This is a genomic window from Ancylobacter aquaticus, from assembly GCF_004339465.1.
GTDB classification, from domain to species: domain Bacteria; phylum Pseudomonadota; class Alphaproteobacteria; order Rhizobiales; family Xanthobacteraceae; genus Ancylobacter; species Ancylobacter aquaticus.
The window spans coordinates 234067-251292 of the sequence record NZ_SMFY01000003.1 but is presented as its reverse complement, the minus strand read 5'-3'; the positions used below and the strand labels follow the sequence as shown (position 1 = coordinate 251292).

13 protein-coding genes are annotated in these 17226 nt (G+C 67.0%); 1 reads left to right on the top strand and 12 read right to left on the bottom strand.

What is annotated here, in order from left to right:
* Positions 1-16: 16 nt before the first annotated feature.
* From urtE to EV667_RS17130, 5 genes are all read right to left on the bottom strand, one after another.
* Entirely contained in the window at positions 17-715 is a 699-nt protein-coding gene (urtE, locus tag EV667_RS17150; RefSeq protein WP_131836565.1) for an urea ABC transporter ATP-binding subunit UrtE, read from the bottom strand.
* Entirely contained in the window at positions 712-1440 is a 729-nt protein-coding gene (gene urtD, locus EV667_RS17145) for an urea ABC transporter ATP-binding protein UrtD (RefSeq protein WP_131836564.1), read from the bottom strand. Before urtD ends, urtE begins: the two co-directional genes overlap by 4 nt.
* Positions 1437-2534, bottom strand: a complete 1098-nt coding sequence (urtC, locus tag EV667_RS17140) for an urea ABC transporter permease subunit UrtC (protein ID WP_131836563.1) — start codon at positions 2532-2534, stop codon at positions 1437-1439. Before urtC ends, urtD begins: the two co-directional genes overlap by 4 nt.
* Positions 2531-4150 (bottom strand): urea ABC transporter permease subunit UrtB, encoded by a 1620-nt coding sequence (gene urtB, locus EV667_RS17135; RefSeq protein ID WP_131836562.1) that lies wholly within the window; start codon positions 4148-4150, stop codon positions 2531-2533. The genes urtC and urtB overlap by 4 nt, the downstream gene beginning before the upstream one ends.
* 195 nt (positions 4151-4345) lie before the next feature.
* Positions 4346-5599 (bottom strand): urea ABC transporter substrate-binding protein, encoded by a 1254-nt coding sequence (locus tag EV667_RS17130; protein WP_131836561.1) that lies wholly within the window; start codon positions 5597-5599, stop codon positions 4346-4348.
* A gap of 447 nt (positions 5600-6046) precedes the next feature.
* Between EV667_RS17130 and EV667_RS17125 the strand changes: the two genes are divergently transcribed.
* Positions 6047-6412 carry a transposase gene (locus EV667_RS17125; RefSeq protein WP_131836560.1) on the top strand — a complete coding sequence of 122 codons (366 nt, stop codon included), beginning with the start codon at positions 6047-6049 and terminating at the stop codon, positions 6410-6412.
* 119 nt (positions 6413-6531) lie between these two features.
* Here the strand turns inward: EV667_RS17125 and EV667_RS17120 are convergent, their stop codons facing one another.
* The 7 genes from EV667_RS17120 to EV667_RS17090 form a co-directional block, all read right to left on the bottom strand.
* Positions 6532-8268: an ABC transporter permease subunit gene (locus tag EV667_RS17120; RefSeq protein WP_131836559.1), complete on the bottom strand. Its 1737-nt coding sequence runs from the start codon at positions 8266-8268 to the stop codon at positions 6532-6534.
* Positions 8261-9352, bottom strand: coding sequence for an ABC transporter ATP-binding protein (locus tag EV667_RS17115; RefSeq protein ID WP_131836558.1), 1092 nt, complete (start codon positions 9350-9352; stop codon positions 8261-8263). Before EV667_RS17115 ends, EV667_RS17120 begins: the two co-directional genes overlap by 8 nt.
* A 37-nt stretch (positions 9353-9389) precedes the next feature.
* Positions 9390-10493 (bottom strand): ABC transporter substrate-binding protein, encoded by a 1104-nt coding sequence (locus EV667_RS17110; protein ID WP_131836557.1) that lies wholly within the window; start codon positions 10491-10493, stop codon positions 9390-9392.
* Between the two features lie 307 nt (positions 10494-10800).
* The gene (locus EV667_RS17105; RefSeq protein ID WP_131836556.1) at positions 10801-12867 is read right to left on the bottom strand and encodes a sigma-54-dependent Fis family transcriptional regulator; all 2067 of its coding nucleotides are present in this window, start codon (positions 12865-12867) and stop codon (positions 10801-10803) included.
* Between the two features lie 135 nt (positions 12868-13002).
* Positions 13003-14271: a D-arabinono-1,4-lactone oxidase gene (locus EV667_RS17100; protein WP_131836555.1), complete on the bottom strand. Its 1269-nt coding sequence runs from the start codon at positions 14269-14271 to the stop codon at positions 13003-13005.
* 19 nt (positions 14272-14290) lie between these two features.
* Positions 14291-15430 carry an LLM class flavin-dependent oxidoreductase gene (locus EV667_RS17095; protein ID WP_131836554.1) on the bottom strand — a complete coding sequence of 380 codons (1140 nt, stop codon included), beginning with the start codon at positions 15428-15430 and terminating at the stop codon, positions 14291-14293.
* 173 nt (positions 15431-15603) lie between these two features.
* Positions 15604-16878: an NAD(P)/FAD-dependent oxidoreductase gene (locus EV667_RS17090; RefSeq protein ID WP_131836553.1), complete on the bottom strand. Its 1275-nt coding sequence runs from the start codon at positions 16876-16878 to the stop codon at positions 15604-15606.
* Between the last annotated feature and the right edge of the window lie 348 nt (positions 16879-17226).

Below are 17226 nucleotides of genomic sequence, written 5' to 3'. Positions count from 1 at the left end.
GACGGCGGAAACGGGTTCAGACGGCGATGAAGCGGGAGAGGTGCTCGCGCGTCATCGTCTCGGCACGGCCGGTCTCGGCCACCGCGCCACGCGAGAGGATGATGAAAGCGTCGGCGGTGTCGATGGCGAAGTCGAGATATTGCTCCACCAGCAGAATCGAGAGCCGGCCCTTCAGCGCCCGCAGCACCTCGCCGATCAGGGCGACTATGTTCGGCTGGATGCCCTCCGTGGGCTCGTCGAGGATCAACAGCTTTGGCTGGGTGACGAGGGCACGGGCGAGCGCGAGTTGCTGCTGCTGACCGCCCGAGAGCGCGCCACCTGGGCGCCTCCACATCTCCCGCAGAACCGGGAACAGGTCGACCGCTTCGTCCATGGCCGCCGTGCCGAATGTACCGTGGGCGCGGGCGGCGGCCTCGACATTCTCGCCGACCGTCAACTCGGAGAAGATCTCGCGCCCCTGCGGCACATAGGCGAGGCCGGCGCGCGAGCGTCTGTGGGGCGACCAGGCGGTCGCGTCGGCACCGTCGATCATCACCCGCCCGGCGCTCGGCGCCAGAAGGCCCATGAGGCATTTCAGCAGGGTCGACTTGCCGGCGCCGTTGCGCCCGAGCACGGCCAGGCATTCGCCGGGCGCGATCTCGAAACCGATCTGGCGCAGCACCTGCGCCGAGCCGTAATGCTGATCGAGGGCTTCCACCGCAAACCGCATGCTCATCGCCCCAGATAGACCTCGACCACCGCCGCGTCGGCGCGGACTTTGTCCATCGATCCCTCGAACAGCGTGCGCCCCTCATGCAGCACGGTGACACGGTCGGCGATGCGCTCGACGAAATCCATGTCGTGCTCCACCACCACAATCGCGCGGTCCGGTCGCTTGAGCGCGCGAACCAGTGCGGCCGTGCGCTCGGTCTCCTCATCGGTGAGGCCGGCGACCGGCTCGTCGAGCATCAGCACCTTGGGGTCGGAGGCCAGCACCATGCCAATCTCCAGCCATTGCTTCTGGCCGTGGCTGAGTTCCCCGGCCAGCCGGCTGGACTGGTCGACGAGCCCCACCGTTTCCAGCACCTCACTGACGCGATCCTCCAGTGCGGGGGCGTCGAGACGGGCACGGAAGCCGACATCGGCGCCGATGACAATATGCTGTCGAACACTCAACCCCTCGAAAACACTCGGCTTTTGAAACTTTCGGCGCAGTCCCGCGCGGGCGATGGCGGCTTCGCTTAGACCAGTGAGGTCGGTGGCACCGTCAAAGAGCACTCGCCCCTGCTTCGGCCGGGTGATGCCGGAAATGACGTCGAGCAGCGTCGTCTTGCCGGCGCCGTTGGGGCCGATAATGGCGCGCACCTCGCCATAGTCGATGGCGAGCGAGAGATCGTCCAGGGCGCGGAAGCTGCCGAAGCGGACGGTGAGGCCGTCGACGAGAAGGGCGGTCAGGCTCATGGTCGCGCCTCGCCTATATCGGCGGCGATCCGCTTCGCCCCCATGGGGCGCACCAGCTTGAATTTCGCCAGATCCATCAAGCCGTTGGGGAAGACCAATACCACCAGGACGATGAGCCCCGACAGGATGAACGGCCAGATGTCCGGCGCGGCGAAGGACAGCCAGAACTTCACCGCATTGACCAGAAGCGCGCCGACCACCGCGCCCACGAGATGCCCACGCCCGCCAATGGCGACCCAGACCGCGATTTCGAGCGACAGCTCGGGCGAGAGCACGCGGGGATTGATGATGCCGACCTGGGGGACGTAGAGCATGCCCGCCAGCATGGCGATGACGGCGGAGAGGCACCAGACGATGAGCTTGAGCCGCACCGTCTCGTAACCCATCGTCCGCAGGCGGGTTTCATCGTCCCTTGTGGCCAGCATCAGCGCGCCGAAGCGGCTGCCGACCAGCCACCGGCAGCCCGCCAGCACAAGCGCCAGCACCAGAAGCGAGGCGACGGCCAGCGCCGTGATCATGCCGGATGTGCCCATCGGCCAACCGAGCAGGACCGTGAAGCCGGTCATGCCGTTATTGCCGCCGAAGCCGGTGTCGTTGCGGAACATCAGCAGCATGGCGACGTAGACCAGCGCCTGCGTGATGATGGCAAAGTATACGCCGCCCACCCGCGAGCGGAAGGACACATAGCCAAACACGCCCGCGATCAGCGTGGTGGCGACCACGGCGGCAATCAGCGCATAGGGGAAGAACTCGAATCCTGCCCAGTAGAAAGGAAAATCCTTCCAGCCCATGAACTGCAGAAAGTCCGGCACCGTGCCCGTGGTTTCAAAGGAATGCTTGAGCAGGTACATGGCGATGAAATAACCGCCCAGCGCGAAGAACAGCCCGTGGCCGAGCGAGAGAATACCGAGATAGCCCCAGATGAGATCCAGCGAGATCGCCAGCACGGCGAAGGCGGCAAGCTGGCCGATGGCGTTGGCGAGGTAGCGCGACAGGGCGAGTTCGGTTCCCGACAGCCCCGCCATGACCGCCGCGACGAGAACGATGAGGCCGATGAGGAGGGCGATGGGGCTCGTGGGACCGATGCGGCTCATTTGCGGCGCCCCTTGACGGCGAATAGGCCCTCGGGCCGCCATTGCAGGAAAGCGATGATCATCAAAAGCACGATCACCTTCGCCGCCACCGCGCCCCAGAGCGGCTCGATCAGCACGTTGATCTGGCCGATGCCGAGCGCCGCGACTACCGTGCCAGCGATGGTGCCGACCCCGCCCAGCACCACCACCATGAAGGCGTCGATGATGAAGTTCTGGCCCATTTGCGGGTTGACGCTGTAGATCGGCGACAGAGCGAGGCCCGCCAGACCGGCGAGGCCGGAGCCGAGGCCGAAGGCCATCATGTCCACCCGCCGGGTCGGGATGCCGATGCAGGCCGCCATTTCGCGGTTCTGCGTGACGGCGCGAATGTTGAGGCCGAACGGCGTGCGCCGCACCAGCCCCCAGGTCAGCGCCAGCGTCACCACGGCGAAGACAATCGCGAACATGCGGTTCCAGGTGAAGATGAAGTCGCCGATCACAGGCACGCCGCCGGTGACATAGAACGGCGTCTCGAATTGCAGGTTCTGGGTGCCGAACACCACGCGCACCAGATTCATCAGAAACAGGCTGACCGCCCAGGTGGCGAGCAGGCTCATCAGCGGACGCTTGTAGAGATGGCGCAACAGGCTGGCCTCCAGCGCGATGCCGATGGCGGCGGTGACGAGGAAGGCGACGGGGATGGCGAGCACCAGATACCAGTCGAGCAGCGAGGGTGCCACGATGCGCAGCCCCTGCTGCACCAGCCAGGTGACATAGGCGCCGATCATGATCAGCTCGCCCTGGGCGAGGTTGATGACGCCCATCAGCCCGAAGATGATGGCGAGGCCGATCGCCGCCATGAACAGGATGGAGGCGAAGCTCAGGCCGTTATAGAGCGTCGCCAGCACGTCGCCGAGGGCGATGCCGCGCTCGACGCGGGCCGTGGCGGAATCCACCGCCGCGCGGAAATCGGGGTTGGCGACATAGGCGGGATCGGCGGTGAGCGCGCTGATCTGGGTGAGCGCGCGCCGGCTCGGATTGTCGGCAATGCGCGCCAGCGCCCGGATGCGCGCGGCGGGATCGGCGGCGTTGAGCGCGGCGGTCTGGGCGAGGGTTTCGATCTCAACCTTCAGGCCGGCATCGGTTTCCGCCTCGGCGGCGATGTCGAGCAGCCCCTCGGGAATCAGCGCCGGCCGGCGCTCCAGCGTCTTTAGCGCCGCCGCACGCTGGGTGACGGTGGGCGCTGCGCGCAGGGCCAGTGCCGCGTCGGCAAGCTCATAGACAGCGCGGTTCTTCAGGCTGAGAACGGGGGTGCGCGCCTCTCCCGCCGCCGCGCGCGGCGTCCGGGTGACGGCGTCGAGACCGCTCTCGGTCAGCACGGCGCCGGCATCGTCGCAGGCGAGCTTGCGGTCGATCACCGCGCGGGCCAGCGGGGCCGCGAAAGCACGGTCGGCATCGTCGCCCGACATGGCGAGGCCGGTGAGCACGCTCGCCGCCTCGCCCATCGCGCCCGCATTGCCGCACAGATTGCCGATGAGGCCGGCACGGTCGAGCGCCTGCGCCCCCGCCGCAGGGGCGAGGAACGGGCCGCCGGCCAGAAGGCCAGCAAGAAGGAGAGCGAAACGCGCCAGCTTCATCGGGAACTCAAGCGGCCATTCGCGGCGGTGGAAAGCGACGAGCGGCAGGTGAAACGCGGTTGTGACAGTCTACCCCGGCGTCATCCCGGATTGGCCGAAAGGCCATATCCGGGGATCGGCCAAGGAGAGGGTAGGCGATCCCGGCGCGCCGCCTCCGGCTGCGGCCGGGATGACGGCGTGCCGGACACGGCCTATTCAGCCATAGGGGCTGAAGGGCACGGGCTTGGGCGTGTCCTTGGACTGCCAGAGAATGTCGAAGCCCTGCGCGTCGTTCACCGACCCGATGAACACGCCGCGCGCGACATAGTTATTCTCGCCGGTCATCGAGATGGTGTAGCCCGAGGGGCAATCGAAGGTAAGGCCGGCAAAGGCCTTGGTGACTTCCGGCACGTCGAAGGAACCGGCCTTCGCCGCCGCCATCGCCCACAGATGCACCGAGTCGTAGGCCGACACCATCGGGTCGATCGACACCGTGCCGGAGAACGGCACGCTCTTGGCCTTCACATTGGCGGCCCAGTTCTTCAGGAACGCCTCATTGGCAGGGCCCTTGGCGTTCTGCAGATAGGCCCAGCAATTGAGGTGGCCAACCAGCTTGGCGGTGTCGAGGCCTTCGAGGTCGGCCTCCACCATGTCAAGGCCGAGCACCGGAATGTCGGTGGCGAGAATGCCCTGATTGGCGAATTCGCGCATGAAATCCGGGATCGAATTGCCGACCACGGTAAGCACCACCACCGGCTGGCCGCCGCCTTCATCGGCAAAGGCGCGGATCTGGTTGACCAGCGTCTGGAAGTTGGAGAAGCCGAAGGGGACATATTCTTCCTTCCAGGCGCTCTCCGGGATGCCCTTGGACTTCCAGTAGCCCTTGAGCTGCTTGTTGATGGTGCGCGGCCACACATAGTCCGAGCCGAGCATGAAGAAGCGCTTGGCGGAAACGCCTTCCTCTCCCATCAGATAATCCACCGCCGGCAGCACCGAGCTGGCCGGGGGCGAGTTCACATAGACGACGTTCTTGGAGTTCTCGTCGCCCTCGAAATGCAGGGGGTAATAGAGCAGGCCGTTCTCCTGTTCCACCACCGGCAGCACGGTCTTGCGCGACACCGAGGTCCAGCAGCCGAACAGGGCGGACACCTTCTCCTGCTGCAGCATCTGCTTGGCGGACTGGGCGTAGAGCGGCCAGTCGGAGGCGGGATCGGAGACCAGCACGTCGATAGTGCGCCCGTTCACCCCGCCCTTGGCGTTGATCTCGTCGGCGGCCATCCGGACGACATGGTTCAGCCGGCCTTCGAGATTGGCCATGGTGCCGGAGGAGGAGAACAGGCAGCCGAGCTTGACCGGGCCGGACTGCGCCTGCGCGTTGCGCAGGAAGGCGGGGGCACTGAGCGGGGAGGCCAGCCCGACGGCGGCAAGGCCGCTGGCCTGAAGGAGGGAACGCCGCGTGATGTTGACCATGGACCACACCTCAATGTTCGGAAGGTGCGGGGATTGTGTGGAGGCGGGCCGCCGGCGCAACTTCATATAATGTTCAGCCCTGCCCAAAGCGGCGCCAGAGAACGGCCCGGGCAGGGCTTTCTGTCAGGATTGCCAGAAAGTTCCCTGTGAGGGTGCCAGGCCACGGGCCGCGGCCGGGCGGAAGGCGCGGCGGCGGGCGCCCCGCGCGGCGGCGGGGAGCAGCGCCCAGCAAGGCGCGCCAAGCGTTCGCGCGAAGGCACGGCATGGAACCCGAGAAAGTGCATTCACCTCGGCGGGTCCCGGGTCTATAGTGCTGCCCATGAGAAGCGCACGCTGAAATTATGTGCGCCAGCCGATGCGGGCGGCGGGGCGGCGGCCGCGCCAAAGCGCGTGGGTACGGGACTGTTCGCGAAGATCCATCCGTGTGCGAAGCCTGAGGACGAGCCGATGCGACGTTCGCAGTTCACCGACAGCGAAATTCTCCACCTCATCCGCGAGGCCGATGCCGGCGTGTCGATCCCCGAGATCTGCCGCACCGCGCAGGTGTCGCTGCGCACCTTCTACCGCTGGCGCCGACGCTTTGGCGGGCTGGACGAGGCGGCGGTGATGGAGATGAAGGAACTGCAGGCGGAGAACCGGCGGCTGAAATCGCTGCTGCAGACGCTTTCGCGCCAGCAGCGCCCGGCGCCGGAGGCCGCCTTTCGCAAGGACGGCGAGCCCCGCTTGCCCGCCGCCCGCGCCTCCGCGCTCGCGGCAGAGCGCTGCGGCGGCGCCGTGGTCGGCCGCTTCGCCTCCGTGCGGGTGACGCGCTAGAGCATTTTCCCCGAAAGTTGACAGACTTTCGCGACGAGAAAATGTTCCCGCCTATTGATTAAAGAGCATTTCTTCCCCGATCAGGTGATCCCGCCTGATCGGGGAAGGGCTCTCGCCGGCTATCCCTCGGCGGACCGGCCGCGCGTCTGGGCGTGGAAGATCAGCCGGTTGCAGACCAGGATCGCCAGCAGCGAGCCCACCCCCACCAGGGTGAAGATGGCGTTGACCGAGGGGGTGAAGCCGAAGCGCATCTGGTTCCACACCCAGATCGGCAGGGTCGGCGAGGTGCCGGCGAGGAAAAGCGTCACCATCACGTCGTCGGCCGACAGCGTGAACCCGAGCAGCGCGCCGCCGATGATCGCACCCCTTATCGAGGGGAACAGCACATGGACGAAGCTCTGCCAGTGATTGGCGCCTGAATCCATCGAGGCTTCCAGCAGCGCCCCATCCAGCCGGCGCAGCCGGGCGAGGATGATCATCAGCATAACAGGCATGACGAAACTCGCCTGGCCGATGACGATGCGCCCGACGCCAGAAGGGATCTGCGCCAGCTGCGTCGCCAGCACCATGACGATGCCGAGCACGACGCCGGGAATCGCCACCGGGATCGCCAGCGCGAACTCGAAGAAGCGCGCCCGCCGCACCCGGCCATAATGCAGCGCGAAGGCGAAGCCGGTCGCCGCCACGCCTGAGACCAGCACGACGCAGAAGCCGACAATGAGGCTGCGCTGCACCGCCTCCAGCATCGCCTGGTTCCCCGCCAGCTCGGCGTACCAGCGCAGCGTCGCCCCGCTGAGGGGAAAGGCCTGCACCGAGGAATCGTTGAACGACATCAGCACCATGATGGCGAGCGGGGCGTAGAGGAAGAGATAGGGCAGCGCGAACAGCACCATCGCGCCCGCCCGCAACAGGCGCTGGCCGGAGGTGAGCCGGCGCGACGCCACCGGGGGACGGGCGCCCTCGTCGCCCGTCAGCACGCCCTTGGTCTGTCCCGCCCACAGCACCAGCGCCAGAATGAGGCCGACGCTGACCATCAGGCACACCGCGATGGCGGAGCCATAGGGCCAGTTATTGGCGATGCCGAACTGCGAGGCGATCACCATGCCGATCATCGTGCCGTCAATGCCGCCAACCATGGAAGGGGTGACGTAATCGCCCACCGTCATCAGGAAGGCGAGCGCGAAGCCGATGGCGACGCTTGGCCGCGAGAGCGGCCACACCACATGGCGGAAGGTCTGCCAGGAAGAGGCGCCGCTGTCCTGCGAGGCCTCGATCAGCGCGTGCGGAATTTTCTCCAGCGCGGTGAAGATGGCGATGAAGCAGAAGGGAATCGCGATGTAGGTATAGGTCAGCAGTACCGAGAAGCCGGTATAGAGGAAGGCCTCGCTCGGCTGGTCGAGAAGGCCGCTGCCGACCAGCGCCGAGTTCAGGATGCCGTTCTGGCCAAGAATCATCCGCCAGGCGAAGACCCGCATCAGCAGGCTGATCCACAGCGGGATGATGACCAGAAGCACCAGCACCGAACGGTTCTTCTGCACCACCCGCGCGGCATAATAGGCCATGGGATAGGCGATGAGGCAGCCGATGGCCGCCGCCCCGAAGCTTGTGGCGAGCGTCTTCAGCAGCAGGAACTGGAAGCTCGACGACTTCCACAGCCTGACATAGCTGGCGATGGACGGATCGAAGACGATGAAGCCATTCGAGGTCCGCAGGAAGCTGGTGCCGATGAGCAGCAGGTTCGGCACCAGCACGAGGGCGATGAACCAGGCATAGACCGGCCAGCCGAGGATGCTGAGCTTGAGGAAGCGGAGGGGGCGGGTTGCGGAAAGGGACATGTCAGAGGCGATATCAGCCATGGAACACCGTCGCCTGGCCGGGGTCGAACAGCACCCGCACCGGGCGGCCAGGGACGAAGCCCTCGCCGCCCATGGTGGGCACGGCGGCGATGATATTGTGGTCGCCGCAGCGCACATTTACCTCCAGAGCATTGCCGAGGAACAGCACATCCTCCACCGTGCCGTCGAGCATGCAGGCCTCGCCGCCCGTCGGGTCGGCGGGGGCGGCGGCATCGGCAAGGCGCACGCATTCAAAGCGGATCGCCATCCGCGCCGGGCCGGAGCGCGGCACCATGACCCCGGGCAGCGCCCGCCCCCCCAGAAGCGCGGTGAGACTTCCCTCATGGGGCGCACCCTCGATCGGCAGCAGGTTGGAGCGGCCGACGAACTGGGCGACGAATTCGGACGCCGGGTCGAAATAGATCTCGCGCGGCGTGCCAAGCTGGGCGATCCGCCCCTCGCTCATGACAGCCACCCGGTCGGACATGGACAGCGCCTCGCCCTGGTCGTGGGTGACATAGACGAAGGCGATGCCGAGCTCGCGCTGCAGCGAGACCAGCATGTGCTGCATCTGCTGGCGCAGCCGCAGGTCGAGCGCGCCGAGCGGCTCGTCGAGCAGCAGCACGCGCGGCCGGCAGACAATGGCGCGGGCGAGAGCCACGCGCTGGCGCTGGCCGCCGGAAAGCTGGTGCGGCAGCCGGGCGGCGAAATCGCCCATGCTGACGAGCGCGAGGCAGTCGCGCGCCTTGGCGAGACGCTCGGCCTTGCGCGCGCCGGCCATGCGCAGGGGATAGGCGACGTTTTCCAGCACGCTCATATGCGGGAAAAGCGCATAGGACTGGAACACGGTACGCACGTCGCGGCGGAACGGCGGGACATCGGTGATGTCCGCGCCGTCCATGAGCACGCGCCCGACATCGGGCCGCTCGAAACCGGCGATCATGCGCAGCAGCGTGGTCTTTCCCGAGCCGCTCGGCCCGAGGATGGAGAAGAACTCGCCGGGCGCCACGGTGAGGGAAATCCGGTCAAGCGCCGGCCGGACCGCGCCGTCATAGGTTTTGTCGATGCCGGCGAGCGCCAGGATCGCCTGCGAAGTCTTCGCCATCTCTCGTGCTCCGAGTTGCAAGGTCAGCAGGCGCGCATCAGAGCGTGCCGGCCTTGAAGTCGTTCCAGATCTGCAGCCGCCGCTCGAAATCTTCCGGCTTCTGCAGGATCACCAGCTTTTCCCAGAAATCGCCGGCCTGCGAATCGGGAATGTTGGTGCGCTTGAGCGTCGCCTCGCTCACGCCGCCGGCCTTGGCCTCGCTGAGGTCGAGCACGCCGTTATTGGTCGAGGCCTCGATGAACCGGGCCTGCCACTTGGTGGAGAGATTGTCGTTGATGAACTTGTAGACGATGTCGCGGTCGCCCTTCTTGGAGACGCCGGTGCAGTCGATCCAGGTGGGGGTGCCCTCCTTCGGCAGCGAATAGGCGAAGTTCTTGCCCTTGTCCTGCAGCGAGGTGACGACCGCGATGTTTTGGCAATAGCCGATGACGGCCTCGCCGGCGGCATAGATGGTGACGGCATCGTCGAAGCCGCGGGCGATGGTGCGGATCTGCGGGCGCAGCGCGCGCAGCGCTTCCTCGCAGGCGGCGAAATCCGCGTCCGTGAGATTGAACGGGTCCTTGGCACCGACCGAGAGCGCGATCATCGGAAAGCAGATGGTGCAGTCGTCGAAGATGTTGACCTTGCCCCGGTATTTCTCGTCCCACAGCGCCTTCCAGCTGTCCGGCGTGGACATCGCGTCGGCATTGTACATCAGCGGCTGGGTGCCCCAATTGTAGGGCACGGCAACCACCTCGCCGCCGACATCGGTGTATTTCTTCCAGGCGAGATTGGGGGTGATGTTCGCGATGTTCGGCACCTTGGCGGTGTCGAACGGCACGATAAGCCCGGCTTCCTTGAAGCGCGGCAGCGAGCCGGTCTCGATATACATGACGTCCGGCTGCACCGCCCCGGAGAAGGGCTGCGAGAACAGCTCGTCGACCGAGCCGATGGTGACCGGCTTCACCTCGACGCCATTGGCCTCGCTCCATTCCTTGCACCAAGCGGGATCGTGATAGGTTTCCCAGGTCAGCAGCACGATCGGCTCCTGCGCATAGGCCCGGCGCAGAACGCCGGGGGCGGCCAGCGTGGCGGCGGCCGCGCCCATGCCCTTCATGACGCTGCGCCGCGAAGGCGCCCAATCTCCAGTATGGAAGGTCATTTTTTTCCCCTGTGTTCGGCCTTTCTGGCCGACACCCGGTTCGGCAACTCTCGTGCCACCCGGGTTTGTGTCGATTTTCTAAGTTGATTTCAGCAATCTCGTCCGACTGTTGCCGATGACTCGAAGAGTAGATCAGTCTCTTTCACGTGTAGTGCTGGAGTATCGGGCCGAAATACCACTCATTATCGCGACAGTGTCGCAGCGCGGCGCAACCGTGAGACAGGATCGCGCGAAGGCGACGCTGTTTCAAGGATGAGCGCCCCCGTCGCAGGGGCGCGACAACGGGCGCGGGCGAGGCGGGAGAGCGTCAGGTGGAGATACCGTAGCGCTGCAGCTTGCGGTACAGCGTGGCGCGGCTCAGCTGCAGCGCGGCGGCGGCCGCTTTCACATTGCCGCCGCAGCGCGCCAGCGTGGCGACGATGGCCTCGCGCTCGGCCGAGGCGATGGCATGGCGGGCACTGCCGGCGTCGGCAGAGGCCTGCGCCTCGGCGATGCCGCCCTCCCCCGCCGGCGCCTCGACGCCACCGGCCACCGGCCACCCGCCAATGGCCATGCCCGCCGCCGGAAAAGCCGGGCGGATGGCGATGTCCTCGCAGCCGAGCACCGTGCCCTCGCAGACATGGACGGCACGGTTGAGCGCGTGGCGCAGCTCGCGCACATTGCCCGGCCAGTCATGGGCCATGAGCAACGCCAGCGCTTCCGGCGACAGGGTGAGCCCGCGCCCGGCATCGAGGCCGGACAGCACCTTCTCGATCAGCGCCCGGCGGTCGGTGCGCGCGCGCAGCGCGGGAATGTCGATCACCGCGCCGGCGAGCCGGTAATACAAATCCTGCCGGAACTGGCCGCGGGCGACCTGGGCTTCCAGATTCTGGTTGGTGGCGGCAATCACCTGGAGATCGACCCGGCGCGGCTTGCCGGCGCCCAACGGCGTGACCTCGCCGGATTCGAGCACATGCAGCAGCCGCGTCTGCTGGCTCACCGGCATGTCGCCAATCTCGTCGAGAAACAGCGTGCCGCCATCGGCCTCCACCAGCCGGCCGGCATTGCCCTCGCGCCGGGCGCCGGTGAAGGCGCCGCTGCCATAGCCGAACAGTTCGCTGTCGATCAGCGTGTCCGGCACCGAGGCGCAGTTGAAGGCGACGAAGGGCGCAGCGCGGCGCGGGCTTTCCTCATGGATGGCGCGGGCGAACGCGTCCTTGCCCACTCCGGTCTCGCCGAGCAGCAGGATGGGCAGCGAACCGCCGAGCACGCGCCGCACCAGCCGGACATTGGCCGCCATGCGCGCATCGCTGCCGGCGCAGTCATCAAGGGTAAGCACGCGCGGCGCCGCGCGGGGCGGGAGAGCCGCCGCTGCGGGAGCGGCCGCCGGGCGGGGGCGGGCCTCGCCCGCCGGCGGTGCGGCGGCGAAGGGCGTGGCGGCGGGGCGAGACCCGGCGCTGGCGCCACGCGCGGGCGCTTCAAGCGGCCCGCTGAGCGAGACCGAGATGGCGTCGCCGCCCTTTTGCAGGTGCAGCGTCAGCTCGGTGCCGCCGAGGCGGGACAGGTCGGCAAGGCGATGGTCGCGCTCGAACACCGCCCACAGGCTGCGCACGCGGGCAAGCTGGATGCGGTCGCGCAGCATGTCGCGGGCGGCGTGGTTGAGGCCGACAAGCTGGAAGTCGCCATCCACCGCGATCAGCCCGTGGTCGACGGCGCCGATGGCGAATTTCAGGATGAAGCAGCGGCGGAAGGCCTGGCGGAACATGCGCTCGCCGATGCGGTCGGCGAGGCTGGAGGACAGGCCCAGCACCACTTTCAACGTCTCGCGCTGCAATTCGGGATTGCGGATCGAGATGTTGATGGCGCCGATCAGCTCGGCATCCGGCCCGAACAACGGCGCGCTGGCACAGGAAAGCGCGGAGAATTCGTAGAAGAAATGATCATTGGTGAGCACGCCCACCGGGCGGCGCTCGACCAGGCAGGTGCCGATGGCGTTGGTGCCGGCGGAGGGCTCGGCCCAGGCGGTGCCCGGCCGCTCGACCTCGCTGTAGAAGTCGGGATGGTAATTGGCGCGCTCGGTGATGATGTAGCCGTCGACATTGCCGAGGCTGATGGAGAAGCCGGACACCGAGACCGCCCCGAACAGAGCGTCGATCTCCGGGCGGGCATAGTGGATCAGCTCATCATTGGCCTCGCATTGCCGCCTCAGCTCGGCATCGCTCACCGCCTCGATACGGAACTTGGCGCCGGGATCGAAGCTGTAGCCATCCATGCAGCGCCGCCACGAGGCGGCCATGGAATCGGCGGCGCGGGGCACGTTGAAATCGCCGGCGGCAGGCGCAAGCTGGTTCGCGCTCGTGACGATGCGCGCGACATGGCTGCGCAGATCCAGCATCGCGGCCTCCGGTTCCGAGCCCCCGCTTGACAAGCCCTCGCTTAAATTGTGCGCAGCACAAAGTTTAATCGTCAACCCGCTTCCTCCTCCTTCGCGACACAAACGAAAAAGGGCCGGCAATGCCGGCCCCCTCGCTCAGGCGAAGAGCATGCGCAGATGGTCGTTGAGGAAGACCCCGTCCGGGTCCATCTCCCGGCGCAGGCGCTTGAAGGCGTCGTATTTCGGGTAGATGCGCTCCAGCCGCTCCGGCGTCATGAAATGATGCTTGCCCCAGTGGGGGCGCGCGTCATAGCGGTCGAGAATGGCATCGGCGTCGCGCAGCATGGCCCAGCTCGCCTCCTCCAGCGGGCCGGAAATGGACAGCGCATAGCCATCGCGCTCGGAATAGGCCGAGAGATAGGTGTCGTCGCCCTTCACCGCCCGGCATTCGACGGGGTAGATGGCCTCCGGGTACTTGGTCTGGAACATGTGCCGCACCTCGCCGAAGGCTTCCTCGAAGCGGCCGAAGGGCACGGCGTATTCGATCTCGCGGAAATTCGGCACGTAGTCATTGGGGTAGATGATGGAGGAATGGTCGAATTCCTCCCCCGGCCCCAGCGTGGGCGCAGGATCGGCCACCGGCACGGGGTTGTAGGTCCGCATGTGGCAGAAATCGTAGTCCCGCGTCGCCTTCGAGGGCACGGCCCCGCCCGGCAATTCGTAGAGATCGGCCGATTCGCGGCGCGGCAGCCAGAAGAACCAGAAGGTCCGGTTGGCATCCAGCAGCTCATGCAGATTGGCGATGCAGTCCTCGGTGTCGGTGTTCCACGAGCGCTTGTGGATGTTGTAGGACGGCACCGCCTGCAGCGTCACCGACACGACGAGGCCGAACATGCCGATGGAGGTGCGGAACGCCTTGAACAGTTCGCCATCGGCGGCGGAGAGGTCGCGCAGTTCGCCCTCCGCCGTGACGATGCGGGCGCCGATGAGCTGGGTCGACATGCAGGCCAGCGTCTTGCCAGCGCCGTGGGTGCCGGTCATCAGCGCACCGACGATCGCCTGCCGGTCGATGTCGCCCTGGTTGTTGAGCGACATGCCCTGTTCGCGCAGATACTTCGTCAGCGCGCTGACGCGCATCCCCGGCCGCACCGTGACCTGCAGCTTCTCCCTGTCCACCGAGACGACCTGGTTGAAGGCGTCGAAGTCGACATGCACGCCCGGCGTCGGCACGACGGCCGGGTTGGAATGACCGGCCCCGCTGGCGCGGAGCGGCAGGCCGAGCCTGCGCGCCTCGCGCACGATGGCGCACACCTCTTCCTCGCTAGTGGGGCGGGCGGTGTAGCGCGGCACGAAATACTGCTCGCCGAACCAGTTCCACCAGAGTTTCCCGGGCTCCAGCAGCCCGGCCGTGTCGACGCTCGACATCTTGTTTCCTCTCCCGCGCTCAGACCGCGATCGCCGGCAGATCTTCAGCCAGTCCCGCCTCCCCGAGCCCCGCCTCGCCCAGTGCCGCATTGACGATGGGCATCACGCGCGTGGCAAGCAGTTCCATCGAGCGGCGCATGGCGGGTTTGTCCTCCCATTCATGCGAGGTCATCATCAGCGTGCCGAACGGGCCAACCTCCTCGCGCAGTTCGAGGATCTTGCGCGCCACCGTCTCCGGGCTGCCATAGATCACGAAATTGTCGCGCACCATCTGCGGCGTGATGGTGGCGGGATCGGTGTCGCGGAAGGGGGCGAGCAGCGCCGCCGCGCCCATGCGCTGATACACCTGGAACATGTAGTCATAGTACCAATCATAGGCGCCGCCGGCCTTCTTCACCACGCGCTCGGCCTCCGCGTCCGTGTCGGCGACATGGATGGAACGGGCGACGCGCCACTTGGTGCCGTCCGGCGTCTTGCCGAGCTTGCCGAGTTCGTCGCAATAGGTTTCCCAATGGGTCTTCACCACCCAGGAGGCGACGAAATTGGCCGAGATCGGCATGAAGTCGTTGCGGGCGGCGACGCGCATGGATCCGGAATTGGGGCTCGACACCGAGACGGCGAGCGGCGGGTGGGGCTTGGTCAGCGTCTTCGGGAGGATGCCGACGCCAAGGTCCGGCCAGTAGCTCTTGGAGAGCTTCACGTTCCAGAACTTGCCTTCGATGTCATAGGGCGGATCGGAGGACCAGATCTTCTTCATGATGGCGATGGAATCGAGCATCATCGCGTTGCGGTCCGCGTCCTCCGTGCCGAACACCTCGAAGTCCGAGCCGAGGCCGCCGGTGCCGATGCCCAGCAGCAGGCGGCCGGGGGCGAGGTGGTCCAGCAGCGCAATGTGAGACGCGGCCATCACCGGATGGTAGAGCGGCAGCGGCAGCACGCCGGTGCCCAGCTTGATGCGCTTGGTCTGCGGCGCCATGTGCGCCAGGAACATCAGCGGCGAGGAAATCTGCTCGATCTCCGCCGAATAGTGCTCGCCGATCCACGCTTCCTCGAAGCCCAGTTCGTCCGCCAGCTTGAACGCCTCGATGTCCTCGGCCAGGGCGGTGGGATAGTGCCTGTTTACCGAATGAAGCGGCATCATGAAGAAGGAAAGCAGCACGACGGTCTCCCTTGACTGCGACCGGCAACGTGCCGGCAACGCACCCTTCGGCAAGGCCCGTGCCAGAGACTTAACCCACTGATCTGACACCACTCTTCACGATGGACCCGTCACCGCCGCGTCGGCCTGTCTCATTGCGGAGAAAGCCGGCGCGCGGCTGCGAAACGCCGCTCTCAGAACCGCGTGGGGGCGAAAGGGGCGAGGTCGAGGGCGGGCGGGCGCCCGGCGACGAGATCGGCCACCGCCATGCCGGTGCGGGCGGCGGAGGCGAGGCCGACATGGCCATGGCCGAAGGCGTAGACCACGGCGGGGCAGGCGCTCGCCCGGCCGATGACGGGGAGCGAATCCGGCATGCTCGGCCGGAACCCCATCCAGCGCGAGACCCGCGCCTCCGGATGATGCGGGGCGAGGCCGGGAAACAGCCGCCGGCCGAGGGTGAACAGATGCGCCGCGCGCTTCCAGTCCGGCGGGGCGTCCAGCCCGGCGAACTCGACCGTGCCGGCCATGCGCAGCCCGGTCTCCATCGGCGTCGAGACGAATTTGGCGCTGGCATCGAGGATCGGCCGCAAGGGGCGCGTCTCGGGATCGGCGATCAGCACGTGATAGCCGCGCTCGGTGTCGAGCGGCACGTCGTCGCCGAGGCCGGCCGCGAGCGGACGCGAATGCGCGCCGCAGGCGACCACCGCCGCGCTGGCGGGGATGAGGCCGGCATCGGTCTGAACGCCCTGAAGCGCCCCGCCCGCATGGGCAAAACCGAGCGCCCGGGCCTGCACGACCCGCCCGCCATCGCGAAGGAAGGCATCGGCAACCGTGCGCACCAGCCGGTTGGGGTTGATCGTGTGGCCGCATTGGCGGAACAGGACGCCGACCGTGTAGTCGCGCGAAATGCTGGGCTCGAACGCCCACAAATCCGCCCCACGCATCACCTCGAATGGGATGTCGTTGTCGCGGCGCAGTTGGAAGCCCAGCGCGTCGCCGGCGAAATCCGCCTCGCTGCGGTAGACGGCGAGAAAGCCGTCGCGCTGGATCAGCACCTCGTTGCCGGCATGGCGCACCAGCGGCAGCCAGGCGCTGAAGGAATCGTCGAGCAGCGGCTTCAGCGCCCGCGCTTGCGCCTGCACGCGCTCCCGCGTGCCGGATCTGACGAAGCGGGCGAGCCACGGCGCCAGCGTCGGCAGATAGCTCCAGCGGATGGAGAGCGGGCCGAGCGGGTCGAGCAGATAGCCCGGCACCTTCATCAGCGTGCCCGGCATCGACATGGGCACCACGGAGGAAGGGGCGAGCACGCCGGCATTGCCGAAGGAGGCGCCCTCGCCGAGGCCGCCGCGCTCGATCAGCACCACGTCAAACCCCTCGCGCAGGAGAAAGCTGGCGGTGGCAACGCCGACCGCGCCGCCGCCGATGACGGCAACGGTGCGCGCGGTGCCGGGTTTGCTGGAAGATGTCATGGATCAGGCCGCCTTGATGCAACCGGCGCAGCGTGCGCCGCGAGTGATGCCCTGCGCAGGGTGCGCCGATGACGCTATCGGACTCCGTCGACAACTGCGCCTGAACGCGCCACCGGAAGCGGTATACGCTATATATTCGATAGTGCCTTGGTATCTTCAAGTATAGATTAAAAATAAACTTCGCTCTTTTCTCACACCTGAGACGGCAACGTCTCAGGTGTGAGACGTAGCCATGCGCGGCTGGGGAAGGGAGGCGGACCCGGCGCGCGCAGCGCCAGCGAGGGGTGGGCTGGGGCGGGTGCTCCCCTCGCTGGCGCCTGCGTCGGGCTGGCCCCGGGGGCGCCACCG